The sequence below is a fragment of the Terrimonas rubra genome (assembly GCF_042686025.1).
GTDB lineage: Bacteria > Bacteroidota > Bacteroidia > Chitinophagales > Chitinophagaceae > Terrimonas > Terrimonas rubra.
In genome coordinates this window covers 1,899,062-1,923,849 of record NZ_JBHUOZ010000001.1, presented here as the reverse complement: position 1 = coordinate 1,923,849, position 24,788 = coordinate 1,899,062, and the positions used below count along the sequence as shown (strand labels likewise).

16 protein-coding genes are annotated in these 24,788 nt (G+C 42.7%); 4 read left to right on the top strand and 12 right to left on the bottom strand.

Going from position 1 to position 24,788, the window contains the following annotated elements:
• Positions 1 to 5: 5 nt before the first annotated feature.
• Complete coding sequence (locus tag ACFS6H_RS08110) at positions 6 to 2,015, bottom strand: DUF3857 domain-containing protein (RefSeq protein ID WP_386097076.1); 2,010 nt, start codon at positions 2,013 to 2,015, stop codon at positions 6 to 8.
• Positions 2,016 to 2,270: 255 nt separating this feature from the next.
• On the opposite strand from ACFS6H_RS08110, the gene queG reads away from it, so the two are divergent.
• Positions 2,271 to 3,206: a tRNA epoxyqueuosine(34) reductase QueG gene (gene queG, locus ACFS6H_RS08105; protein WP_386097074.1), complete on the top strand. Its 936-nt coding sequence runs from the start codon at positions 2,271 to 2,273 to the stop codon at positions 3,204 to 3,206.
• 7 nt (positions 3,207 to 3,213) lie between these two features.
• Here the strand turns inward: queG and ACFS6H_RS08100 are convergent, their stop codons facing one another.
• The 7 genes from ACFS6H_RS08100 to fusA form a co-directional block, all read right to left on the bottom strand.
• Entirely contained in the window at positions 3,214 to 4,668 is a 1,455-nt protein-coding gene (locus tag ACFS6H_RS08100) for a hypothetical protein (protein ID WP_386097072.1), read from the bottom strand.
• On the bottom strand, positions 4,655 to 5,230 hold the full coding sequence (locus ACFS6H_RS08095; RefSeq protein WP_386097070.1) for an RNA polymerase sigma factor: 576 nt from the start codon (positions 5,228 to 5,230) through the stop codon (positions 4,655 to 4,657). The genes ACFS6H_RS08100 and ACFS6H_RS08095 overlap by 14 nt, the downstream gene beginning before the upstream one ends.
• Before the next feature lie 142 nt (positions 5,231 to 5,372).
• The gene (locus ACFS6H_RS08090; RefSeq protein ID WP_386097068.1) at positions 5,373 to 5,894 is read right to left on the bottom strand and encodes a DUF2911 domain-containing protein; all 522 of its coding nucleotides are present in this window, start codon (positions 5,892 to 5,894) and stop codon (positions 5,373 to 5,375) included.
• A gap of 26 nt (positions 5,895 to 5,920) precedes the next feature.
• Positions 5,921 to 6,427: an SRPBCC family protein gene (locus tag ACFS6H_RS08085; protein ID WP_386097066.1), complete on the bottom strand. Its 507-nt coding sequence runs from the start codon at positions 6,425 to 6,427 to the stop codon at positions 5,921 to 5,923.
• A gap of 133 nt (positions 6,428 to 6,560) precedes the next feature.
• On the bottom strand, positions 6,561 to 7,664 hold the full coding sequence (locus ACFS6H_RS08080) for an ABC transporter permease (protein WP_386097064.1): 1,104 nt from the start codon (positions 7,662 to 7,664) through the stop codon (positions 6,561 to 6,563).
• 114 nt (positions 7,665 to 7,778) lie between these two features.
• Positions 7,779 to 8,282 (bottom strand): hypothetical protein, encoded by a 504-nt coding sequence (locus tag ACFS6H_RS08075; protein ID WP_386097062.1) that lies wholly within the window; start codon positions 8,280 to 8,282, stop codon positions 7,779 to 7,781.
• A 313-nt stretch (positions 8,283 to 8,595) separates the two neighbouring features.
• The gene (gene fusA, locus ACFS6H_RS08070; RefSeq protein WP_386097060.1) at positions 8,596 to 10,743 is read right to left on the bottom strand and encodes an elongation factor G; all 2,148 of its coding nucleotides are present in this window, start codon (positions 10,741 to 10,743) and stop codon (positions 8,596 to 8,598) included.
• Between the two features lie 787 nt (positions 10,744 to 11,530).
• Here fusA and ACFS6H_RS08065 point away from each other — a divergent pair.
• Genes ACFS6H_RS08065 through ACFS6H_RS08055 form a run of 3 tightly spaced genes read left to right on the top strand, consistent with a single transcriptional unit; the run spans position 11,531 to position 14,074 of the window.
• Positions 11,531 to 12,268 (top strand): immunoglobulin domain-containing protein, encoded by a 738-nt coding sequence (locus ACFS6H_RS08065; RefSeq protein WP_386097058.1) that lies wholly within the window; start codon positions 11,531 to 11,533, stop codon positions 12,266 to 12,268.
• A 29-nt stretch (positions 12,269 to 12,297) separates the two neighbouring features.
• Positions 12,298 to 12,954, top strand: coding sequence for a hypothetical protein (locus ACFS6H_RS08060; RefSeq protein ID WP_386097056.1), 657 nt, complete (start codon positions 12,298 to 12,300; stop codon positions 12,952 to 12,954).
• Between the two features lie 22 nt (positions 12,955 to 12,976).
• Positions 12,977 to 14,074 carry an Ig-like domain-containing protein gene (locus tag ACFS6H_RS08055; RefSeq protein WP_386097054.1) on the top strand — a complete coding sequence of 366 codons (1,098 nt, stop codon included), beginning with the start codon at positions 12,977 to 12,979 and terminating at the stop codon, positions 14,072 to 14,074.
• 37 nt (positions 14,075 to 14,111) lie between these two features.
• Here ACFS6H_RS08055 and ACFS6H_RS08050 read toward each other — a convergent pair whose 3' ends face one another.
• The 4 genes from ACFS6H_RS08050 to rpoB all read right to left on the bottom strand — a co-directional run bounded on the left by ACFS6H_RS08050 (position 14,112) and on the right by rpoB (position 24,729).
• On the bottom strand, positions 14,112 to 14,609 hold the full coding sequence (locus ACFS6H_RS08050; RefSeq protein WP_386097052.1) for a DinB family protein: 498 nt from the start codon (positions 14,607 to 14,609) through the stop codon (positions 14,112 to 14,114).
• Positions 14,610 to 14,612: 3 nt separating this feature from the next.
• Positions 14,613 to 16,049, bottom strand: coding sequence for a Gfo/Idh/MocA family protein (locus ACFS6H_RS08045; protein ID WP_386097050.1), 1,437 nt, complete (start codon positions 16,047 to 16,049; stop codon positions 14,613 to 14,615).
• 415 nt (positions 16,050 to 16,464) lie between these two features.
• A complete protein-coding gene (rpoC, locus tag ACFS6H_RS08040; RefSeq protein WP_386097048.1) occupies positions 16,465 to 20,757 on the bottom strand; it encodes a DNA-directed RNA polymerase subunit beta' in 4,293 nt (1,430 codons plus the stop codon).
• A 168-nt stretch (positions 20,758 to 20,925) separates the two neighbouring features.
• Positions 20,926 to 24,729 (bottom strand): DNA-directed RNA polymerase subunit beta, encoded by a 3,804-nt coding sequence (gene rpoB / locus ACFS6H_RS08035; protein ID WP_386097046.1) that lies wholly within the window; start codon positions 24,727 to 24,729, stop codon positions 20,926 to 20,928.
• Positions 24,730 to 24,788: the final 59 nt, after the last annotated feature.

Here is a 24,788-nt window from a genome sequence, read left to right as displayed (position 1 = left end):
CGGTGTTATTTCTTTTTAAATACTATTTGTTCATTTTGTTTTTTAACCACAACATTAAAAAACTCCCGCAGCATTTCGTATTCATCAGGACTAAAATAAGTTCTTTTTATGGTCAGGCGTGCACGCAGGGAAATGGCATCACCCGAAGCAGCAATACGATATTCAAAAACACCATCGCCCTCTTCATTTAATTTCAACATCATGGATTTGGGCAGCTCGTCTATCTTATATCCTTCAGGAATATCCATACGTAGCAAAAAGGTTTCATCCATACAGTATGGCATTTCCACCGGATAGAACCTTTCTGCAGATTTAAAAGGATTGGTTTTATAACCTTCGGCAAACAACGGGCTGAAATAAATGATATCCTCATCAAAACCTTTTAACTTAAGATCGTATTTAATGCCTAACGGCTGATCGTAATTGGTTAAGGAATCTATTTTCTCTTCACTTAATTCCGTTTCGGCAGCGTATTCCTTTCTTATGTCAGCAAATACCTGGTCGCGGCCTTTGTTTTTTATTTTTCCACGGATCATTGCAGATTCAAACTGCCCGAGATTTTGTTGCAGGGTTCCTTTAAATCCATTGTCTTTATCATAAATAAAGAACATGGAGGTCAGCTTTTTTTCATATAAAGAATCGGCTGAAAAATGTAAAGGGTCCGCTGATTTATTTACTACCCGCGCATGCCCGTTATAACAGCTATAATCAAGTTTACCGAAGCCGTAGTAGGGCTCACTGGCGTCTAAATAGTAGGATTTATCATCCAGCGTTACCTGCGCTATTACATAGTTTACCCTGTCCATTATCGGGTACATAGAATACATGGCCGAATTACCCCTTGTACTCATTAACACCGGGTCGGCCGTAATATCGGCTTTACGTAATAAGCAAACCAACAGCATATTCAACTCCGCAACGGTACCATTTCTTTTTTTCAATACGTCCCGCATGGATTGTTTTGGATAAATACTCCCCCTGCTGCTACAAATAAAATTGTCTCTTACAAAACTGTATATCTTCCTGGCCTTATCCTCTTTTGAATCGCTTGTTAGTGTGATTGATTGTAAGGTTTCATTTAACCAGTTATTGTCTTTGCTTAAAACAGTACCAAAATCTTCATCCTCCAGTAATTGTTTGGTAGCATCAGGCCAGGAGCCCATAATTTTCTGGTATACCAACGGATCCCTTTTTTCTGCTAATTGAAATTCAATTTTTGCAATATGGTTGTCCAGCGTGGAAGTAAACGATTCTTCCTTTAAAGCCGGTACCTCCTTCATTACCCACCTGAAATCAGTAACACCGGAAGCAATATTGTATCGTTCGGTGCTCATACTGGTTCCCACATCTGTTATCGTATAATTTTCTCTCCGGTTCTTTTGATCTCTTATATGAAAAGGCTGGTATCCCTGGATCAATGTTACATAATAAAAAAACTGGGGCATGGAAACATTGTATTCGCTCCATAAACGGGGATAACTTCCCTGGAACTCCCATGGTTGCAGGTTAAATAAAAAATCAGAAGTGATCTGATATTCATATTCTATAATAGAGCCTTCTTTTACATTGGGAAAAGTGAATTTGTTCAACACGTGGTTTTTAGAAAGTTTATCTTTAAACACACCTGACTTGTTTTCCAGTTTGGTAGCCACTACTTTCCCATCTTCCAGGTTATAGGTAGTCGCCTTTAACTTATCCAGTTTTTCCTCGCTTTGCCCGTTTGTATAAAGCTGTATATTAACATTGGCAATATCATAACCGTTTTTATTCAGGATATGCATGCGTTTATATACTTTGAATTCGAGGGAAAACCAGCCTTTGGAATTACCTACCAGTTCCGTAGAACCAATATGAGCAATAACAACTGCATTTGCACTTGAGTCAATACTATAAATCTTGGTTTTAAAATCGTCGGGGGTTACTTTTCCGTATTTATGAGGCGACTTATCCTGCGCATAGGTACACAACGATAACAGTAACACGGAAGTTACTAACAAAAGGTGGCGGGTGAGCATGGCTTAACAGGTTTTGTAATTTTTCAAACCTAATTATTTTTTAGCAAAAAACATAGTACCTGCTTCATTTTTAATATTTTATAACGCAAACTATATAAGTACTACTTGTTTTAAGTACAACTATTTACATAGAACACCCTTACCTGGTTATCATATAAAGAAATAATAGAATAAATACAGTTAATGATCACGCAGTTTTCCCGTTACCCATCGCAATGCCGGAAGCATTAAGTAAATTTGCAGTAAATAAGCTTTTTGGGAGTAATTGAAAAAAATACACAACTGGTTAAACAGGCCGCAACACGTTGCGGTTTTGATTATTGCGGCATTGCCCAGGCCGGTTTTTTAGATGAGGACGCCCGTAAACTGGAAAGCTGGTTAAACAAAGGCATGCAGGGAAGTATGCACTATATGGAAAACCATTTTGATATGCGGGTTGACCCTACCAAACTGGTACCCGGCGCCAAATCGGTCATTACCTTTTTAAAGAATTACTATCCCTCCCAACTGCAGGAAGCTGACGCCCCCAAAATATCCAAATATGCATTTGGCGAAGATTATCATACTGTCATCAGGCAATCGCTCAATCAGTTACTGGCCATATTACATGAAGAGGTAGGCGCTATCAGCGGAAGAGGCTTTGTTGACTCTGCTCCGGTGTTAGAACGTACCTGGGCACAAAAAAGCGGCCTGGGCTGGGTAGGTAAAAACGGTAACCTGATCAATAAGCAAAGCGGCTCATTTTTCTTTATTGCCACTCTGATCACCGATCTGCCACTTATACCCGATGATCCCTTTGCCCGTGATTTCTGCGGCACCTGTACAAAATGTATTGACGCCTGCCCTACACAGGCCATATTACCCAATAAAGTAGTAAATGGCAGCCAGTGTATCTCTTATTTTACCATTGAATTAAAAGATGAGCTGATCCCCGAGCATATGCAGGGCCGGTTTGATAACTGGATGTTTGGCTGTGATACCTGCCAGGATGTTTGTCCCTGGAACCGTTTCAGTAAAGCCAATCAAGAAGAAGGGTTCAGACCTATACCTGAATTATTAAACCTCAGCACAAAGGAATGGGAGCATATGACCGAAGACAGCTTTAAAAAGATATTTAAACATTCGCCTTTGAAACGCAGTAAATACAAGGGTATCATGCGTAACCTTAAATTCATCAATACAACAGCATAAACTATTATTAACGTAACAGGCACCTTAATCTGATCCCTACCTGCCAGAAGTTTTTGTCATCGCTTTTTTCCTGTCCAATTTTATTAAGCCCGTAACTTACTACCGGACCTAACTGCCAAAGCCTGTTTTTATTGTTGGTTAAACCAATGGTCAGGCCGGTATGTATAAAGAAATGTGTTTTAGTAAATGCCTGTTTATCCTCATGTAAGCTACCACCCAGGTAGGATGACATCACCAGTGCATTGGTGCTCAGTAATTGACTGGCCGACATGCCCAGGTCCCAGCTAAAGGGCATATTTTCATTCCGGTTCAATATTAAATGATGGGTTACAGGAATATTAATGAAATGAAATTTATTGATATAATTTTTCATCTCGCTACCCGAGTAATAGGTACGCATGGTATTGTTAGTGTTTACCGTTGTGGTGCTATCCCCTACTTTGGTAGCGGTTGACAAGTATTGATAAGATACACCGAAGGACACAGCGCTCCTTTTGGTAAATTGTTTATACCCCGCTACACCGAACGAATGGGAGGTAGAAGCCCGGTGAACATTCTGGCTTTCCCATATAGCCGTGTTGTTCAGCAGGGGGCTGGAAGCATTATAATACCCCATACTAGGGTTAGGGTTTGGGCTATTGATCATATCCGTCTGTGCGGGCTTACTAAACGGCTCTTTCTTTTCCACCGAACCGGATACACCTGCCAGCACTTCTACACCCCAGTAAAAAGGATATTTTTGTTTGACCTTTTGTATAACCGGTTCATTTGCGTTTACCGGTTGCGGGAATTTTGCCGGATCAGGTAATAAAGCGCTCACCTGGTCCGTATCATTTAATCCGGTATAGTCCCTGTCAGCAAACGCACCCTCATTTATTAAACGGTACTGCTGTAAGGCTGCTGAATCATTATTTACAAACACCATTGTATTTCCCGCATCCGTTACATCGCCCTTATTATCAGGTACGGCTATATTATTGTTATTGCTATGCAAAGTGCGGTCACTAACGGGCACCTGCTTTAATGTAGGCTGTTTAAATTTTTGGGTAACGGCCTGATCCTGGCGGACGTTCCTGGTAACAGTTACAGGCTGATGGGTAACACCGGGAACAGCCGGATCTGACGGGATAGTCTTTACTTTTTCTTCCTGGGTAACGGTATTTACCGTTTCATGATCATTTTCCTTCACGACTGTATTAGCTGTTGCCGGCTCGTTTGAACCAGGCACGGTGGTTACTGGTTTTGTATCGGCCAGTTCCTTATTATTCAGTCCGGATTGCGTCCAAACCCCATATCCCCCGCCGGCACATAACAAGGCAGCAAGAAAAAACAGGAAGAACGTCCTTCTCCGTTTTTTTCTTTGCAAACCGGCTTCCAGTTTCTGCCATACCCCATCTGATGGCTTCATTTGTAACCGGGCCAGCCTTTGCTCCACCTCTTGTTCAAAATTATTTGCCGACATAAGTTAAGGTTTCATTATTCGCCAATCTTTCCTCCTGCAAGGTCTTTATCCAGCTTACCAATACAGCCCTGGCGCGGGCATATTGGGACCGGGATGTACTGTCACTGATCCCGAGTATCTGCCCTATTTCCACATGGGAATAGCCTTCCACGGCATGCAGGTTAAAAATAACCTGGTAACCCTGTGGTAACTGCCTGATCAGGCCGGCAATTTCCTTGGCTTCCATATTTATTTCGGGATTATCATTGGTTACAGGGTGCATGTACTCTTCGGTAAAGAACATTTCAGTCTGGTAACGCTTGTTCTTTTTTAAAAAGTTCAGGGCTGTTGTTACCATGATCCTCCTGATCCAGCCACCCAGCTCTCCTTCAAATTTAAACTGGCCTAACTTGTTATATACTTTTACAAACCCTTCCTGTAATACATCTTCGGCATCCGGTAACGAACGGGTATAACGAAAACATACGCCCAGCATAGTACCGGCGTATTTTTCGTACAACTCCCTTTGTGCACTTAATTTGCCTTTGAGGCAATCCGTTATTAGACGCTTATCATCTGTCATTCATTCACCAGATTGACAACGGGTGCTTTGCAACCGCTGCATTCCCGGTGCAACATAAGCACAAAAAAGGCCGAAACAAACTAAAATGTCCTGCACGAACATCCCAGCCTGTTTCAGCCTTATCTAAATAATTAATAATCAATTACTTTACTGTAAACCCAACCTTCAGGTCACCCCATAACAGGCTTACCGCACCATTTTTTTCTACTTTATAGGTAAGGGTTTCGGTAAAAGGTTTGTGCTTGCGGTCAGGTTGTACCGTTACACGTAGTGCATCTTCACTTTCCTTGTATTTATAAGCGCCCCAGTCTTTCCATACTTTATTAAAGATCAGGGTCCAGTTATCGCCATTGTCCAGTGTAAAGAAAGAATATTTACCGGCAGGCAGTTTTTTACCGTTGATGGTTACATCCTTGTCCACTTCAAAAATGGTTGATTCGTTGGCACCTGCACGCCATACTTCCCCTTTTTTGGGTTCCAGCGATTCCCCTATCACCCGGCCTTTTACAGAGGGCTGGCTGTAATCGATAGTAACGGTAGCACCACTGGCAATGGTAGCTTTTGCTACTGCCGGCGGGCTTTTTCTTTTAGATTTATCTTCATTCTGCGCCTGCGATACCAGCATGGTACACATGGCTAATGCCATAAAAAATACCGATTTCATGTTATTCAGATTTGAGGTTTATGATATTATTTGGTCTCTAAAAAGTTTTTCAAAGCGGCCAGTCCGTTCTCCAGCATAGAGCCGTAACGGGCTTCAAACGAAAGACTGGAGAACTTCTCCCAGGGGTACCATTTCAGTTTAAAATCTATATACCATTGCACCGTTACCAGGTCCGAACCTTCATGACTGATCACCTGCCAGCCCATATTCATTTTTTGTGCATCCGGCTTATTGAAGGTAGCACTGATATGCGTGGCACTGTCCTGTATCAATGCAATCTGCGATCCCCTTACTTCTGCAAAAGTTACTTTTCCGCCCTCTTCCAATGGCTTATTCAGGCTAAGGGTATCAAAGCCGGGATACCAGTTTTTCCAGTTACGGATATCATTCAGCTGCGCAATGATGGTGCCAGACTCCGCTTTAATATTTACCGCCCTTGATATCCGTATTTTGGAAGGGATAAAAAAAGTGATCGCTGTTACCAGCAGGAACAGGACTAAAAAACTGATCAGCGCTAATTTTATTACTTTCAAAACTCTAATTTTTAATCAACCTTTTTATAGAAACTGTAAACTATTTTCTTCTCAGTAGCATACAATAAACACATCACTCTTTCCCTTGTCACCCATTACCAAATCATCAAATTAACCAATCATCAAATTAACCCTACTCCCACTTCATCACCTTATTCACCACCAGGTAAACCACAGCTATCCATATACCCAATATGCCCAGCTCTTTCCAGCAGTCAAACAAATGCAGCCCATCGAACGATATTTTGCGCATGGCATTATTGAACTGCGTTAAGGGTAGCGCCTGGCAAAGGTCCTGCAACCATTTGGGAAATACTTCAATGGGGAAAAAAGTACCCGATAATAACATTTGCGGAAAGCCGAAAATATTTATCAATAAAGGAATGATCGCATCCGATTTAGCCACACTGCTGATGATGAGGCCTACTCCCATTAACAGGAAAAGCATCACCAGGGTCAGCAGTAACATCTCAACAACCGTTACAACACCATGTACCAGGGTAAAGTTCAGAAAGAAATACCCGAAAAGTATCAATACCAGCACATTCACTACCTGGAAAAATAAACGGCTGGCCCCAATACCTATTAAAATATTGATCTTTTTCACCGGCGTGGCATAAAACCGTTTTAATACCAGTTGTTCCCGCAGGTTAAAAAAGGTAATGGCAATACCAAATAAAGTGGCAAATAAAATGGAAAAGCCAAGCTGGCCCGGTAAAATAAAATCTATACGCCTGTATTTCCGCCCTTCATACACCATAGGCTGTAAATGGTAATGCCGTTCGCTTATATGCGCTTCGTCCAGTTCCGTCTTCATGGCCAGGTAATCCAGTTGTTGTAATAACTCGCCTAAATTGCTGCCACTGGCCGAAGTAGCAATTACTTTTACTTTATAACTGTTAAACGAATCCACCGGCACTTTATCAATTTTCAGCATGGCGGTCAGGTTCCCTCTTTCAATGGCATCCCGCATGCGGGCAGTATCTTTCAAAGTGGATATCCTGATATATGGATTGGCTTTGATACTGTCAAATAAAGCATTGGTCGTATCACTGCCTGGTATAATTGCAATGGGCTGGCTGCCACCGCCACCATTACTGAAGGCGCCAAAGATTAAAATAAAAACAATGGGAAACAGTAAACTGAAAATAATAGAAGCGGGCTGTTTGAAAATGGCTTTAAAACTCGCCCTTGTAATCGCCCATAATGCCCTGAACTGACTGTAAGATTGTGCCATGTATTTGAGTTGGTACGCAAAAGTAAAGAAATTTAAGCGTCAGGCACGGCAATCCGGGATGGAGGCATACTTATAAAATACCCCGGCGGAAAGTGCTTCCACCCCATTAACAGGTTAATCACCTATTCTGAACCCGTTTTTTTCGGCATAGGCTTCCTGTTCTTTTATCACCTTTTGCAGCATATTACCCTCCCCCTCGGAAAGAGTGGTCAGTTTTTTTACGTAGTCATCTATTACAGTATCAGAAGCTGTTTTACTTAAACTTTCAAAAGGCATAAACCCCTGCTCAATCATATAGCCCTGGAACACCAGAAATTCCACCATCGCCAGGCGCAACCGTGCCGACCCTTTAAAGTCCTTCAATAAAAAATACTCCATCTTCTTACGCTCAATAAAAGCCTGTATCTCTTTACGCACAGGAGTAAGTTTTTCAAATTCCCGTTTATCCTTCACCTCGCTGAATTTACTGCCCCATTTGCCCCCAAGCGTATACAAAGTATCCGTAACCGAACTTAAATAATCGTTGTAGTCAATGGCCGATTCAAATTGCTGGGCCCTTACGGACAGGGCAAATAACAGTAACACAATAATACCGGCTGATCTTAATGTCTTAAACATGGTGGAGATTTATAATAGTTAAAAATAATATTTACCGGCAGTATTACATAATGTGCCACATTATTTTTCTGATCCTATGCACTATTTTAAAAAGTTTAAACCGCCCTTGTACCTCTTTAGCGTTACACCCGTAACGGCATAGGGGTACCATTTTCAACAGCCGGTAAAACTACCGGCATAATAAGTGTGTAACTAAAACAATGTTTTGGCATTGCTCGGGGAACGATGATAACCCTTGTTGCTGCCAGCACCAAAAAACAAAACGCCCCGCAGTAAACTGCGGGGCGTTGATATGTAGTAATTACAATTTTAATTATGCATTTACTTTACCTTTTGCTTTAGCAACTACTTCTTCAGAAATATTGCTTGGAGCAGCAGCGTAATGAGAGAACTCCATGGTAGAAGATGCACGGCCAGAAGACAATGAACGCAGCTGGGTTACATAACCAAACATTTCGCTCAAAGGTACTTTGGCTTTGATCACCTCGGCACCGGCACGGCTGTCCATACCTTCCATCATACCACGACGACGGTTCAGGTCACCTGTTACATCACCCATGTACTGAGCAGGAGTAATTACTTCCACTTTCATAATAGGCTCTAATAATACAGGTTTAGCTTTACGTGCCGCTTCACGGAAACCTTGTTTGGCACATAACTCAAACGACATACCATCAGAGTCAACTGCGTGGAAGCTACCGTCGAAAATACGGATCTTCATGTTGTCAACAGGGTAGTTGGCCAATACACCAGTGGTCATAGAAGCTTCAAATCCTTTCTGGATCGGAGCAATGAACTCACGTGGAATAGAACCACCTACGATATTGTTAACAAACTGGAAGTTTTTATCAGGATTCTCTTTTTTCCAATCTTCATCAACAGGGCCTAACTCAAACATAACGTCGGCAAATTTACCACGACCACCGGTTTGTTTTTTCAACGTCTCACGGTGTTGTACAGTGGCATTGAAAGCCTCTTTATAAGCAACCTGCGGAGCACCCTGGTTCACTTCTACCTTAAACTCACGACGCATACGGTCAATGATGATTTCCAGGTGAAGCTCACCCATACCACGTAAGATGGTCTGGCCGGTATCTTCGTCAGTGTTCACACGTAATGTAGGATCTTCCTCAACCAGCTTGGCAATAGCCATACCCATTTTATCAACGTCGGCCTGTGTTTTAGGCTCAACGGCAATAGCAATTACCGGCTCAGGAATAAACATGTTCTCCAGTACAATCGGGTGGTTCTCGTCACAAAGGGTATCACCGGTTTTAATTTCTTTAAAACCAACCGCTGCACCAATATCACCTGCTTCGATAAAGTCGATAGGGTTTTGTTTATTGGCAAACATTTTCATGATACGGCTGATACGCTCTTTCTTACCGCTACGTACGTTCAGTACATAAGAACCGGCATCCAGGTGACCAGAATAAGCCCGGAAGAAAGCCAGACGACCTACGAACGGGTCAGTCATAATTTTAAAGGCCAATGCAGCAAACGGCTCTTTAGGATCCGGTTTACGGTACATTTTCACTTCAGGATCGTTAGGGTCAGTACCTTCGATAGCTTCAACGTCTACCGGAGAAGGCAGGTAACGGCAAACCGCGTCTAAAGCAGTTTGTACACCTTTATTTTTGAATGAAGAACCGCACATCATAGGTACAATGCTCAGGTCAATAGTAGCCTTGCGGATAGCTTCATGAATTTCGTCTTCGCTGATGCTGTTAGGATCTTCAAAGAATTTCTCCATTAACTTATCATCGTATTCTGCTACTGCCTCAACCAGGCTTGCACGCCATTCTTCCGCTTCTGCCTGCATATCAGCAGGAATATCAATCTCGTCAAAGGTCATACCTTCAGTTTCCATGTGCCAGATGATACCTTTCATTTTAATAAGGTCAACCACACCCTGGAAATTATCTTCAGCACCAATTGGTAACTGCAAAGGCACAGCTTTAGAGCCTAACATTTCTTTCACCTGTTTTACCACGTTTAAGAAATCGGCACCGCTACGGTCCATTTTATTTACAAAACCAATACGGGGTACATTGTAACGGTTAGCCTGGCGCCATACAGTTTCAGATTGAGGTTCTACACCGTCAACCGCAGAAAATAAAGCGATCAGACCATCCAGTACACGCATACTACGCTCCACCTCTACGGTAAAGTCCACGTGACCCGGAGTATCGATAATGTTAAAAGAATATTTTTTACTGTTTGCATCAGCAGTACCTTTTACGGTAGGAAAATTCCAGTTACAGCTTACCGCTGCAGAAGTAATGGTAATACCTCTTTCTTTCTCCTGCTCCATCCAGTCGGTTGTAGCACCACCGTCATGCACCTCACCAATACGGTGAATCATACCGGTGTAACGTAAGATACGTTCTGTCGTTGTGGTCTTACCCGCATCAATGTGGGCGGCAATACCAAAGTTCCTTTGAAGTTTTAAGTCAGCCATGACTATTTAATTTGAATGTTTACGTGTTGTTTATTAAAATATTTATTGTGTCAACTGTAGTAATACTATCGGCTGATGTTGCGACGCTCCGTTCATCGTTCCGTTCGCTTATCAGCTATGGTAAGTTGATTATCGGCAGGGTATGTAGGTATTATTGCGCAAAATGAATATCACTTTGCCATTAATTTGCCGATATGTTTGATTAGACTCTCATAATTTGCCATGTAAAGAAAACTCCGCATTTCTGGTACACTTACGTATACAGTTTTCCCTTATGGCGCCGCAAAGGTAAGGATTTTTGTAAAAAAACAATACCAAAGTTTCTATTTCCTGTCTGGAGTTATCTACAATTGATTCATATACAAACAATTAAAAATCAAACCCCTATATAAGTTATTCCCCATTTATATCCGCTGGTTTAACATACGGCCCTGCATCCTGCATGCCTGTTCACTCATTTTATTAAACCTATTCCTCCCTTGCAGTCCTTTACTATATCCGCATCCACTGCTAAAGAAGGTCGGTTAGTTTTAAAAAATCATGATCTTAAAAACCCAGATCTCCTGTCCCCTGCCCCTGTTACACTAAAGCAAAAAACACCTTGGTTGGTTGACATTTATCAACCCAAAATACTTTCTTAATGGTTAATACTCAATAAGTTTTGGGCTTTTTGCTTATAGTTTTTTTTGCATAAAGCGGCTAGTTTTGCTGTTCCAATATCATTATAAAAAACAGCACGTTAACTACATTGTCAAGTAGGCCCTATAAAAATAATATAGCCATTATTATGGCCCTGCGCACAGCTATACTCCTGCTGCTGTGTTTATACCTATGCCCCTCTTTTGCATTTGCCCAGCGTGTGTACGCCAACGCACAACAAAACGATTATACCATTATTACCTGTTCTGTCAGTAACCCGCTTCGTGCAACCGACGGCGATTATACCAATTTTTCCAGTCTTTCCACCGTTGTAGCCGGCTTTGCCTGGCAAAACCTGCAATTTACAGGCACTAATAAGCCTATCAGCACTACGCCCATCTTTGTCAGGGCCTCCACCTCCCTGTCAGTACTGGCTGGCACCAGAATACAGCCTACCAACAATACCACCCTGGTAGGTACTGCCCTTACTTATGTAAATGGCGAAAATAATTATGGCGCTCCCAATGTAGCGTATGATGGTGTACGGTTGTACATGACCGGAGTGTTGGGCAGTATTAATTTATACTATGCTTTTTTTATTGTAGCGCCACAGGTAAATAGTATATCCATTTGTACAGGCAACCCCGCTGTATTGAGCATACAAAACTACCAGGCAGGTTATACCTATAAGTTGTATGAGAATACAACTGAAATAGCCGCTACCTTAAACACTACTACCCATACTTTAACCACCGCTAACCTTACCAGTACCAAAAACTACCATGTGGTCGCATTTGAAAACAGCACCAATTATCCGTCAGGCCGCACCCCGGTTACAGTAACGGTAAAACCAAATCCATTAACACCTAATACCTCTTTACAATAAACAATTATTAAACACAAACAAATCCAATCATGAAAAAAATGTATCTTAAAACAACACTGCTTTGTGCAATTGCCACGCTTGCAATGGTATTACCCGCTTTTGCCGGCAACTTCTATGTATGTAGCGGCACTTCCTTTACCTTAAAACCCGATGTAAGTACCATTACTTACACTACCTATGAATGGACCGACGGTACCAGCACTGTATTACAAACCGGTGCAACCGCCAACTACACCACTACGGTTACCTTAGCTACTGCTACCACTGCCGAAGCAAAAACCTACAGGTTGCGTGTACAAAACTCCGACGGCTGTTGGTCTGATCTGGCCACACACACCGTGTATGTATTACCCCAGCTTACCGCCAGCATTACCGGTAGTACCGAGTTTTGCGCAGGCGTAACTATCTCAGGTAATCTCAGCGCCACTACCAATTACAGTACACTTAATTTAACGGCTGCCCCCGGCACCGGTTATAACTTTAGCTGGACAGGTGGTACAGGCAGCGTAGCCAGCGGCACCAATAATAACACGTACTCGCTTACTACTGCAGGTGCTTACAATGTAAGCGTAGCCTATACCTTACCTGCCAACGATGGCAGCAAATTAAGCAGCTGTAACGGTACAGCAGCCCACACCGTAACTGTATTAACCGCTCCAACAACACCGGTAGTTGTAATTGAGTAATCAATAACAGTCACATCAATACATGCAAACAGGAAAAATTATATTATTTATTGTGTTGTTTGTTGTGTATGGGTTAACAGCCCATGCACAGCAAACAACACCTGTTTGTATTGGTCAGACCAAAACCTTAACCGCTCATGCGGAAAATGCGATCTCCTATCAATGGTTTAAAAATGGTACGGCTATACCCGGCGCCATACTTCCTTCGCTGGTAGTAAGCGAAACAGCTACCTATAAGGTAATTTGTACCGCTGCTACAGGCTGTGTATCCGATAGCTCAACCGCCGTATATATTGTTCCGGCTACGCCCGTTACCGTAAATGATATGACGGAAACCCAGGATACGGTAAGCATTGCTGTGCTGGAAAATGATACCAGCCCCTGTGCGCCTTTTAATCTTACCACTATCAGTATATACAAACCACCCGTGCATGGTTCGGTAACCATCCGGCCAGACGGTGTACTATTTTATACCGCAAACAGTGCTTTTGGCGGCATGGATAGCCTGTTATATACCGTTACCGATATCAACGGTGTTATCAGCAATATTGCTACTGTATATATTGTGGTAAATAATGAACCCTTACCGGTTACCTTACTTTCTTTCACTGCCAGGCGACAGCAACAAACAAGTTTGTTACAATGGCAGACTGAAAAAGAAGTCAACTTCTCCCATTACGATATATCCCGCAGCAGTAATGGCCGGCAATGGACAACAATTGGCTCCGTACCGGCAACCACGGGTACCAGCATAGTAAATAATTATAGTTTTATTGATCACGCACCACTGGAAGGAAATAATTTTTACCGGCTTATTATGCGCGACAAGGATAATACATTTACCTATAGCCGTATACAGGTGGTATATTTTGAACCGGTGAACTGGGTAAAACTTTCACCCAACCCTGTTACCGATAACCTTACTATTAGCTGGGCAAATAAAAAAATAACCCATGTATTCTGTTACGATATAACCGGTAAACAGGTTTATCAACAACCGGTAAACAGTAACCGTATTGTTATCAATATGCAGCAATACACAGCAGGCATTTATATGTTACGCCTGGTGCAGGATAATGGCACCATCTACCCCTTTAAAGTAGTGAAACAAAATAAGTGATCGGGATAATCTTTTTATAACCTCTCCATTTCTCATATCACAACATCCTGGCTGTTACCAGGGCCTGTCCGGTATGTCTTTGTATATGCTCGGCAGCATGAAATAATAACCCTATTAATGTAACGGGAATACGTTTGCGTCCCAGGTAACGGGTTGCTGTTAATCCGGTTTCCTTTGTCTGTTTTAATTGCGTTATGGCCTCTGTTACCTGTTGTTTAAACCCTGTTACCAGATCTGAAGCTGTGAGGTGATCATGCACTTCCGTTTCGGCTTTTAGCGCCGCAAATTGAGTTTCACTTAATGGTTTTTCCAATGAATAAGTAAACATCCGGTCTACCACACCACGCATATGCAATAAATGAAAGCCAACCGATGCAACACCGTTAGGTCGCTGCCATAAATCCGCAGGCGCTATATGTATTAATTTATCTTCAGCATCTTCCACCGCCTGCAGTAAAGCATGTGCCACCGGTTGCAATAAAGCCGGTACACCTTCCACAGGCCCGCGCATCCATACTTCCAACGTATCACTCATGTATTAAATGGTTTCATTCAAACTCCAGCCTTCACGGTAAGGAATACGTACAAAAGCATTGGCCTCATCAAAGTTGGTCACTTTCATATTTTTTGCATCCCATACCAGTTTTTTACGGCCGGGCAGTTTTGTTTTGCCGTCAGCCGTTTTTGTTTCCAGTACCCAGCTTCTTAATGCGAGGTTGCCCATTAATATGCTTTCGGTAAACGGACCTGCATATTCGAACGGAGAACTTGTTTTTGCCTTGCCATATCCGGCAATACAGGCATTCACCCATTGTATATAATGTCCCTCAGGTACACGGGCAAGGGTTTTAGGTACATTCAGCCCTTCATTTTTCTTTAAGGGTAATAAACGCGGATTAGCACCATAACAATCGCACAATAACTTGCCTTTGGTTCCTATAAACAATATGCCACCGCCCCAGTCACCAAATGCTTCTTCCGGCGATAATTCTTCCGGGCGTTGCGGCATTAAACCCCCATCATACCAGGATAGTTTAATATTGCCTTTGCCATCCTTACGCGGATAGTTTAAATGAATGATGGATGACATAGGACAACTGTCGGTATAAATAGTTTCCCTCCACATTTCCCGGTAAACATTGGCTACGCTGCATTCTGCACTATTGGGGTAATCAACCGGTAACATCCGGAAGAATGGATCTAAAATATGGCAGGCCATATCACCAAGGGCACCTGTACCAAAAGCCCACCAGCCACGCCAGTTAAAGGGCAGGTAGGCAGGGTTATAATCAATATGTTTGGCAGGGCCTAACCACAGGTCCCAGTTCAATTCATTCGGAACAGTATGGGTACCGGTAGGTGTAGGAATGCTCTGCGGCCATATAGGGCGGTTGGTCCACGCCTGTACTTCCTTCACTTCACCAATTAAACCGGCCTTGTATATTTCCTGTGTTCTGCGTACACCTTCGCCTGAGCCGCCCTGGTTACCCATCTGCGTAACTACTTTATATTTTTTAGCCGCATTGGTCAGTACCCTGGCTTCATAAATATCGTGCGTAAGCGGTTTTTGTGTATATACGTGTTTACCTAATTGCATAGCAGCAATGGTTGCTACGGCATGGGTATGGTCGGGTGTGGAAATACAGCAGGCATCAATGGTATTTTTTTCCTTGGCCAGCATTTCCCTGAAATCTTTATAATAACTGGCTTTGGTATACTTTTCCCTGGCTCCTTTTGCCATTCTATCATCCACGTCACATAAAGAAACAATATTAACAAGCGGGCTCTTGGCCAGTTCGGCCAGGTCACCGGCTCCCATGCCTCCTACCCCTATGCCGGCAATATTTAATTTATCACTGGGTGCAATAAATCCACGGCCCAATACATGGCGTGGTACAATAAAAAAGCTGGCTGCAGCTATAGCGCCGTTCTTAATAAAATTTCTGCGACTCTGTGATAGTGATTTTTTGGACATGGGCAATATCGTTTTGATGTGTTTCCAAATTTAATGAACTGAAGTGAGAAAACAATTGAGGATTTAGGATTTCTGATTTAAAGAGGTGGGATTTGGGGAGATTATAGATTTGATAATTCAGAATTGAGAGGGATTTAATATTTTATCTTGAAGATTGTAGATTGGTAGATGCGCATGATCCGGTACAAGCATCTTACCGTCTTTCGCCCTTTCTGACTTCCTGAGTTTCGGACTTTTTTTCTGATAATTAACAAAGGGAGCGGCCCCGATAAAAAAACGGAGTACTGCAAAGTGGCCAATAGAATTGTTGCAGCACAAGTGAGTGACACAACAGACGATGATAGTAGTAATGCGGTTGACTGCATAAAAAAAAGGAGCAGTTGCCTGCTCCTTTGTATGGATAAGTTTTTATTACTTATTCTTCGTCGTCAAAGTTCATCGCCTCACGGGTTGTTTGTAACAATTCATATTCTTCCTTGCTACCAACAATCATGTTTTCAAAGTCACGTAAGCCGGTACCCGCAGGTATTAAGTGACCGGTAATTACGTTTTCTTTCAGGCCTAACATGTCATCTGATTTACCATGGATGGCTGCAGAAGACAGTACTTTAGTAGTTTCCTGGAACGAGGCCGCAGATATCCAGCTTTGTACACCTAAAGATGCTTTGGTGATACCTAACAAGGTAGGCGCTGAAGTTGCAGGCGCTGTATCGCGGTACTCCACCAGTGCTTTATCGGCACGACGCAGGATAGAGTTTTCCTCTCTTAACTCACGTAAGCTGATGATCTGGCCGGCTTTTAATTTACTGGAATCACCTGGATTGGTTACCACTTTTTTATCAAAGATCAGGTCATTCTCTTCCACAAACTCAAACTTATCTACCAGGTCATCTTCCAGGAATCTTGTATCGCCCGGATCAACGATGCTAACTTTACGCATCATCTGGCGAACGATCACCTCGATGTGTTTATCGTTGATTTTTACACCCTGTAAACGGTATACTTCCTGGATCTCATTTACCACGTACTGCTGTACGGCAAATGGTCCCTGGATAGAAAGAATGTCCTGCGGAGAGATCTGTCCGTCACTCATTGGCGAGCCGGCTTTCACAAAGTCACCATCCTGGGCCAGGATCTGGCGTGTCAGCGGAACCAGGTATTTACGTACTACACCATCTTTCGCTTCAATAATGATCTCACGGTTACCACGTTTTACAGCACCCATTGATACCACACCGTCAATTTCAGAAACAACAGCAGGGTTGCTTGGGTTACGGGCTTCAAACAATTCAGTTACACGTGGAAGACCACCGGTGATATCTCTTAATTTACCTAAGATCCTTGGAATTTTAACCAATACCTTACCAGCTTTCACTTCCTCACCTTCCTCGATCATGATATGACTACCGGTAGGTAAGTTGTAAGATTTGATCTCTTTTCCTTCCACAAGAATGGACGGGATCTTGGTTTTATCACGGGTTTCAATTACCACTTTTTCACGGTGACCGGTTTGCTCATCCGCTTCTTCACGGTAAGTTACACCTTCAATAACGTTTTCAAATTTCATGGTACCATTGATCTCAGCAACGATTACGTTGTTGTATGGGTCCCATGAACAGATCACATCACCTTTATTTATTTTCTGACCATCTTTTACATTCAGGATAGAACCATAAGGAATGTTATTGGTGATCAGCAGGCGGTCATTTTTAGTATCAATGATACGAACCTCACCGGTACGTCCAATTACGATCTGAACTTTATCGCCTTCAGCATTTTCAGTAGTTACGGTACGTAAGCCGTCAAACTGAATGGTGCCGTCGAACTTAGCCAGCATGGTAGAATCGGTAGCAGCAGATCCGGCCACACCCCCCACGTGGAAGGTACGAAGTGTAAGCTGTGTACCAGGCTCACCAATTGACTGGGCGGCAATGATACCTACAGCGTCACCTTTCTGAGCAATATTACCGCTGGCAAGGTTTTTACCATAACATTTAACGCAACATCCGCGCTTGCTTTCGCAGGTTAATACCGAACGGATATCTAAAGTTTCAATACCGGCCTCTTCTACTTTTCTGGCCAGATCCGGGGTAATGATCTCACCTGCAGATACGATCAGCTCTTCACTAACCGGGTTAAACACGTCGTGCAGTGAAGTACGACCAATGATCCTGTCAGCTAATGGCTCAATAATATCCTCGTTATCTTTTAAGGCCGATGTAGTGATACCCCTTAAGGTTTCACAATCTTCCTCGGTAATTACAACATCCTGTGATACGTCCACCAGACGACGGGTTAAGTAACCGGCATCCGCTGTTTTTAAGGCCGTATCCGCCAGACCCTTACGGGCACCGTGGGTAGAGATAAAGTAATCCAATACGTTCAGACCACCTTTAAAGTTGGAAAGGATCGGGTTTTCGATAATTTCCGAACCGGTAGAACCTGATTTTCTTGGTTTAGCCATCAGACCCCTGATACCAGCCAGCTGTTTGATCTGCTGTTTACTACCACGGGCACCGGAATCAAGCATCATGTAAACAGAGTTAAAACCTTGTTTATCGCTGCTTAATTCGCGGATCAGTGTTTCTGTAATACGTGTATCCACACGGCTCCAGATATCCACTATCTGGTTATAACGTTCGTTGTTGGTAATAAGACCCATGTTATAGTTGTCCCAAACCTCATCAACTTCGCTTTTCGCATTTTCCAGTAACTCTTCCTTAACGTCAGGAATAATTAAGTCATTAATGCTAAATGATAAACCACCCTGGAAGGCAGTACGGAAACCTAATTGTTTAATATCATCCAGGAATTTAGCGGTTTTAGGAACGTTGGTAATATCAATAATATCACCAATGATCTCCCGTAAATTCTTCTTGGTCAATAAAGCATTTACAAAACCTACCTCGGCTGGTACGTGCTGGTTAAATATCACACGGCCTACAGTGGTTTCAATTAATTTGTGCTCTAACAAACCATCGCTGTTACGGATATTGGCTTTTACTTTAATCCATGCATGTAAGTCAACCTGCTTCTCATTGTAAGCAATGATAACTTCCTCTGCCGAATAAAAATGCATGCCCTCACCACGTAAAGTTTCCGTTTCGTTAGTGCGTTTACCCTTGGTAATGTAGTATAAACCGAGTACCATGTCCTGTGAAGGAAGGGTAATAGGTGTACCATTCTGCGGGTTTAATATATTGTGCGAAGCCAGCATTAATAACTGGGCTTCCAATATTGCCGAAGCACTTAAAGGTACGTGTACCGCCATCTGGTCACCGTCAAAGTCGGCGTTGAATGCCGAAGTTACCAGCGGGTGTAACTGTATCGCTTTACCTTCAATTAATTTAGGCTGGAAGGCCTGGATAGATAAACGGTGCAGCGTTGGGGCACGGTTTAACATTACCGGGTGACCTTTTAATATGTTCTCTAAGATATCCCAAACCACAGCTTCCTTCTTGTCAACCAGTTTACGGGCCGACTTCACTGTTTTTACAATACCTCTTTCAATTAATTTACGGATAATAAATGGCTTAAACAGCTCGGCTGCCATATCCTTCGGTAAACCACACTCATGTAATTTTAACTCAGGACCTACCACGATAACCGAACGACCGGAATAGTCAACACGTTTACCTAATAAGTTCTGACGGAAACGACCTTGCTTACCTTTTAATACATCCGATAATGATTTTAAAGCACGACCACCTTCCGCTTTCACCGCGTTTGATTTACGGCTGTTATCGAACAGGCTGTCAATAGCTTCCTGTAACATACGTTTCTCGTTACGTAAGATCACTTCAGGAGCTTTGATCTCCAGTAATCTTTTTAAACGGTTGTTACGGATGATCACACGACGGTATAAGTCGTTCAGATCAGATGAGGCAAAACGGCCACCATCCAAAGGAACTAACGGACGCAGTTCCGGTGGAATAACCGGGATATATTGCATCACCATCCACTCAGGACGGTTGGTTAAACGTGTATTGGCTTCACGGAAAGCTTCTACAACGCTCAAACGTTTCAAGGCATCAGCCTTACGTTGTTGCGATGTTTCGTTTGCCGCAGCATTACGCAGGTCAAATGATAACTGGTCAAGGTCAATACGCTGTAACATATCGTGTACAGCTTCTGCACCCATCTTGGCAATAAACTTATTCGGATCATCATCCGGTAAGTATTGGTTATCTTTTGGTAAGGTATCCAGTATATCCAGGTACTCTTCTTCTGTTAACAGATCACCGGGGTTCTGACCTTTATCGGCACGTACGCCACCCTGTATTACAACATAGCGCTCGTAGTAAATGATAGTCTCTAATTTTTTAGAGCTTACACCTAATAAATAACCGATCTTGTTAGGTAAAGATTTAAAGTACCAGATATGTACCACCGGTACAACCAGTTTAATGTGACCCATACGCTCGCGACGTACTTTCTTCTCGGTAACTTCCACACCACAACGGTCACACACGATACCTTTATAACGAATACGCTTGTACTTACCACAGGCACATTCGTAATCTTTTACCGGACCAAAAATTCTTTCGCAAAACAAACCATCACGCTCAGGTTTGTAAGTACGGTAGTTAATGGTTTCGGGCTTCAACACTTCGCCATAACTTCTCTCCAGTATAGCATCGGGAGAAGCAAGGCCAATAGTAATTTTTGAAAACGTTGATTTAGGACGATTTTCTTTTTTGATAGCCATATTTAGTTTCTAATTACTTGTTATTTGTTTTTGTTACCAGCTGCAGTACTACTATCAACTTTCGTTGCGTCGCACGCTTCAGGGTTCTGTTCCCTTATCAGCATTTTGTAAGTGCATCATCCTTTTCAAAGCCTCGCCAAAGGCAAGGCCCGAAAAGAATATTATGTCTTAATCAAAATGAAGATCTAAACCTAAACCTCTCAACTCATGTACCAGTACGTTGAACGATTCCGGTACACCTGCTCTTGGAATATTATCACCTTTCACAATGGCCTCATAGGTTTTTGCACGACCTATAATGTCATCCGATTTCAGGGTTAATAATTCCTGTAAAATGTTAGAAGCACCGTATGCTTCCAGGGCCCACACCTCCATCTCACCAAAACGCTGACCACCAAACTGTGCTTTACCACCTAAAGGCTGTTGCGTAATTAATGAATATGGTCCTATCGAACGGGCGTGCATTTTATCATCCACCATGTGGTGCAGCTTGATAACGTAAATAATACCCACGGTTGCTTTCTGGTGGAAACGTTCTCCGGTTTCACCATCATACAGGTAAGTGTGACCGAATTTAGGAATGCCGGCTTCGTCACAGTATTTCTCAATTTCATCGGTGGTAGCACCATCAAAAATCGGTGTGGCGAATTTCAATCCTAATTTCTGACCAGCCCAACCTAAAACAGTTTCATAAATCTGTCCTAAGTTCATACGGCTGGGTACACCTAAGGGGTTCAAGACAACGTCAACCGGTGTTCCGTCTTCCAGGAACGGCATATCCTCCTGGCGTACAATTTTAGCAACGATACCTTTGTTACCGTGACGACCGGCCATTTTATCACCCACTTTCAACTTACGTTTTACAGCCAGGTAAATTTTTGCCAGTTTCAATACACCGGCAGGTAACTCGTCACCGATAGAAATATTGAATTTCTCTCTTTTGTAACGGCCTAATTCTTCGTTGTATTTAATGTTATAGTTGTGTAACAGTATATTGATCTGACCATCAATTTTGCTGTCACCGGTCCAACCTAATGGGTTGATGTTGGCATAGTCTAAACCGGAAAGGTTTTTAGGAGTGAACTTAGCGCCCTTACCTATTTGTACCTCACCAAAGTTATTGCTAACACCGGCTGATGAATGGTCTTTTAATAATGCTGTTAATTTATCTAACAATACCTGTAATAAGTCGGCTTCGTTTTTCTCGTGAATTTTTTCCAGCTTCTCAATAGCTGCTTTTTCACGGATCTTGGCGTTCTTATCTTTTTTGGCACGCTGGAATAATTTTTTACCAATTACAATACCTTCCACACCGTTTGGTGCTTTTAAAGAAGCATCTTTCGCATCACCGGCTTTGTCACCAAAGATGGCACGTAAAAGTTTTTCTTCAGGTGTAGGATCACTTTCACCTTTAGGAGTGATCTTACCAATTAAGATATCACCTTCTTTTACCTGCGCACCAATACGGATAATACCGTTCTCATCTAACTCACGGGTTGCTTCTTCTGATACGTTAGGGATATCCGGGGTTAATTCCTCTTCACCTAATTTGGTATCACGCACTTCCAGTTCATATTCAGAAATGTGAACCGATGTGTACATATCTTCTTTTACCACACGCTCACTGATCACGATGGCATCCTCAAAGTTGTACCCTTTCCATGGCATGAAGGCCACTTTCAGGTTTTTACCCAGCGCCAGCTCACCGTTCTGTGTAGCATAACCTTCCGTTAAGAAATCACCGTTCACCACTTTCTGGCCTTTTTTAACAGCAGGCTTTAAGTTAATGCAGGTTTCCTGGTTGGTTTTAATAAACTTGGTCAGTTTATACACACGCAGGTCATCTTCAAAGCTTACTAATTTTTCAGATTCGTCACGGGTGTAACGTACATGAATTTCGTTAGCATCTACAAATTCTACCACACCATTACCGTCAGCGTGTATCTGGATACGTGCATCACGGGCTGCTTTACCTTCCAAACCGGTACCTACGATCGGGGCATCCGGGCGTAATAACGGTACAGCCTGGCGTTGCATGTTCGATCCCATCAGCGCACGGTTGGCATCATCATGCTCTAAGAAAGGAATCAGGGAAGCACTCAGACCCACGATCTGGTTAGGTGCAACGTCCATGAACTCCACGTCATTTTTATCTAAAATCGGGAAATCACCTGTTTCACGGCTTACAATACGGTCTTCCACAAAGTTGCCATTGGCATCCAGTGGTGAGTTAGCCTGTGCAATTTTTGCTTCATCTTCTTCCTCGGCACTTAACAGCTCTAACTCATTCATATTTACTTTACCGTTCTTCACTTTACGATAAGGGGTTTCAATAAAGCCCATATCGTTGATTTTTGCGTGAACGCATAAAGTAGAGATCAGACCGATGTTGGGTCCTTCCGGTGTTTCAATGGTACATAAACGACCGTAGTGAGAATAGTGTACGTCACGAACCTCAAAGCCCGCACGCTCACGGCTTAAACCACCTGGCCCTAACGCTGAAATACGACGCTTGTGCGTGATCTCGGAAAGCGGGTTGGTCTGGTCTAAGAACTGTGATAACTGGGATGTACCAAAGAACGAGTTGATAACCGAAGAAAGTGTTCTCGCATTGATCAGGTCAACAGGAGTAAATACCTCGTTATCACGTACGTTCATCCTTTCACGGATAGTACGTGCCATACGCGCCAGACCTACACCGAACTGGGCATATAACTGCTCACCTACTGTACGTACACGACGGTTGCTTAAGTGGTCAATATCATCAATCTCCGCTTTACCATTGGTTAAACGAACCAGGTATTTAATGATCAGGATAATATCTTCCTTGGTCAGTACCTTTTTAGTTAAAGGCTGATCAATATTCAGTTTACGGTTGATCTTGTAACGGCCTACTTCACCCAGGTCATAACGCTTGTCACTAAAGAACAACTTGTCAATAATACCACGGGCAGTTTCGTTATCAGGCGCATCGGCACCACGTAACTGGCGGTAGATAAACTGAACCGCTTCCAGCTCAGAGTTGGAAGTATCTTTATTTAAAGTATTGTAGATAATAGCGTAGTCACCACCAACATCTTCACGTTGAATAAATACGCTGGCTACATCCATATCAGCAATGGTATCAATAGCTTCTTCATCTAAAATAGTGTCACGCTCCATTACGATCTCGTTACGCTCAATAGACACTACCTCACCGGTATCCTCGTCTACGAAATCCTCAACCCATGTTCTTAATACACGGGCAGCTAATCGGCGTCCAACATATTTTTCCAAAGCTTTACGCTCACCTTTCACCTCATCGGCCATACCGAACAGGGTCAGGATATCTTTATCGGTTTCAAAGCCGATAGAACGTAATAAAGTGGTAACAGGGAATTTTTTCTTACGGTCAATATACGCGTACATTACGTTATTGATATCCGTAGCAAACTCCATCCAGGCTCCTTTGAAAGGAATAACCCTTGCAGAGTATATTTTTGTACCATTCGGGTGAACGGACTGACCAAAGAATACACCCGGAGAACGGTGTAATTGAGATACCACTACACGCTCGGCACCGTTGATAACAAAAGTACCACGGGGAGTCATGTAAGGAATATTACCCAAAAACACGTCCTGAACGATAGTTTGGAAGTCAACGTGCTCCTCATCATTACAGCTCAAACGAAGTTTGGCTTTCAGGGGAACAGCGTAAGTTAAACCACGCTCCATACACTCTTCAATAGAGTAACGGGGCGGATCGATAAAGTAATCCAAGAACTCCAGTACAAAGATGTTACGGGTATCAGTAATGGGAAAATTGTCTTTAAACACCCGGAACAAACCTTCTATATCACGTTTGTCTGGTGTTGTTTCTAACTGGAAAAACTCTTTGAACGACTGAATTTGAACTTCAAGTAAATCTGGGGTTTCTGCCAGATGCTTGATTTTTCCAAAATCCACTCTTGAGGTCAATTTTGTAGAAGACATATGCGTAATTACCGGTTTTTAAAAATTTTGAGTACACAAAACACAAACAGGCCATCATT

Excerpts from the sequence above, each read along its gene's own strand:
- ACFS6H_RS08110 (WP_386097076.1), bottom strand. The coding sequence starts at position 2,015 with ATGCTCACCCGCCACCTTTTGTTAGTAACTTCCGTGTTACTGTTATCG.
- ACFS6H_RS08100 (WP_386097072.1), bottom strand. The coding sequence starts at position 4,668 with ATGTCGGCAAATAATTTTGAACAAGAGGTGGAGCAAAGGCTGGCCCGG.
- ACFS6H_RS08095 (WP_386097070.1), bottom strand. The coding sequence starts at position 5,230 with ATGACAGATGATAAGCGTCTAATAACGGATTGCCTCAAAGGCAAATTA.
- ACFS6H_RS08090 (WP_386097068.1), bottom strand. The coding sequence starts at position 5,894 with ATGAAATCGGTATTTTTTATGGCATTAGCCATGTGTACCATGCTGGTA.
- ACFS6H_RS08080 (WP_386097064.1), bottom strand. The coding sequence starts at position 7,664 with ATGGCACAATCTTACAGTCAGTTCAGGGCATTATGGGCGATTACAAGG.
- ACFS6H_RS08075 (WP_386097062.1), bottom strand. The coding sequence starts at position 8,282 with ATGTTTAAGACATTAAGATCAGCCGGTATTATTGTGTTACTGTTATTT.
- fusA (WP_386097060.1), bottom strand. The coding sequence starts at position 10,743 with ATGGCTGACTTAAAACTTCAAAGGAACTTTGGTATTGCCGCCCACATT.
- ACFS6H_RS08065 (WP_386097058.1), top strand. The coding sequence starts at position 11,531 with ATGGCCCTGCGCACAGCTATACTCCTGCTGCTGTGTTTATACCTATGC.
- ACFS6H_RS08060 (WP_386097056.1), top strand. The coding sequence starts at position 12,298 with ATGAAAAAAATGTATCTTAAAACAACACTGCTTTGTGCAATTGCCACG.
- ACFS6H_RS08055 (WP_386097054.1), top strand. The coding sequence starts at position 12,977 with ATGCAAACAGGAAAAATTATATTATTTATTGTGTTGTTTGTTGTGTAT.
- ACFS6H_RS08050 (WP_386097052.1), bottom strand. The coding sequence starts at position 14,609 with ATGAGTGATACGTTGGAAGTATGGATGCGCGGGCCTGTGGAAGGTGTA.
- ACFS6H_RS08045 (WP_386097050.1), bottom strand. The coding sequence starts at position 16,049 with ATGTCCAAAAAATCACTATCACAGAGTCGCAGAAATTTTATTAAGAAC.
- rpoC (WP_386097048.1), bottom strand. The coding sequence starts at position 20,757 with ATGGCTATCAAAAAAGAAAATCGTCCTAAATCAACGTTTTCAAAAATT.
- rpoB (WP_386097046.1), bottom strand. The coding sequence starts at position 24,729 with ATGTCTTCTACAAAATTGACCTCAAGAGTGGATTTTGGAAAAATCAAG.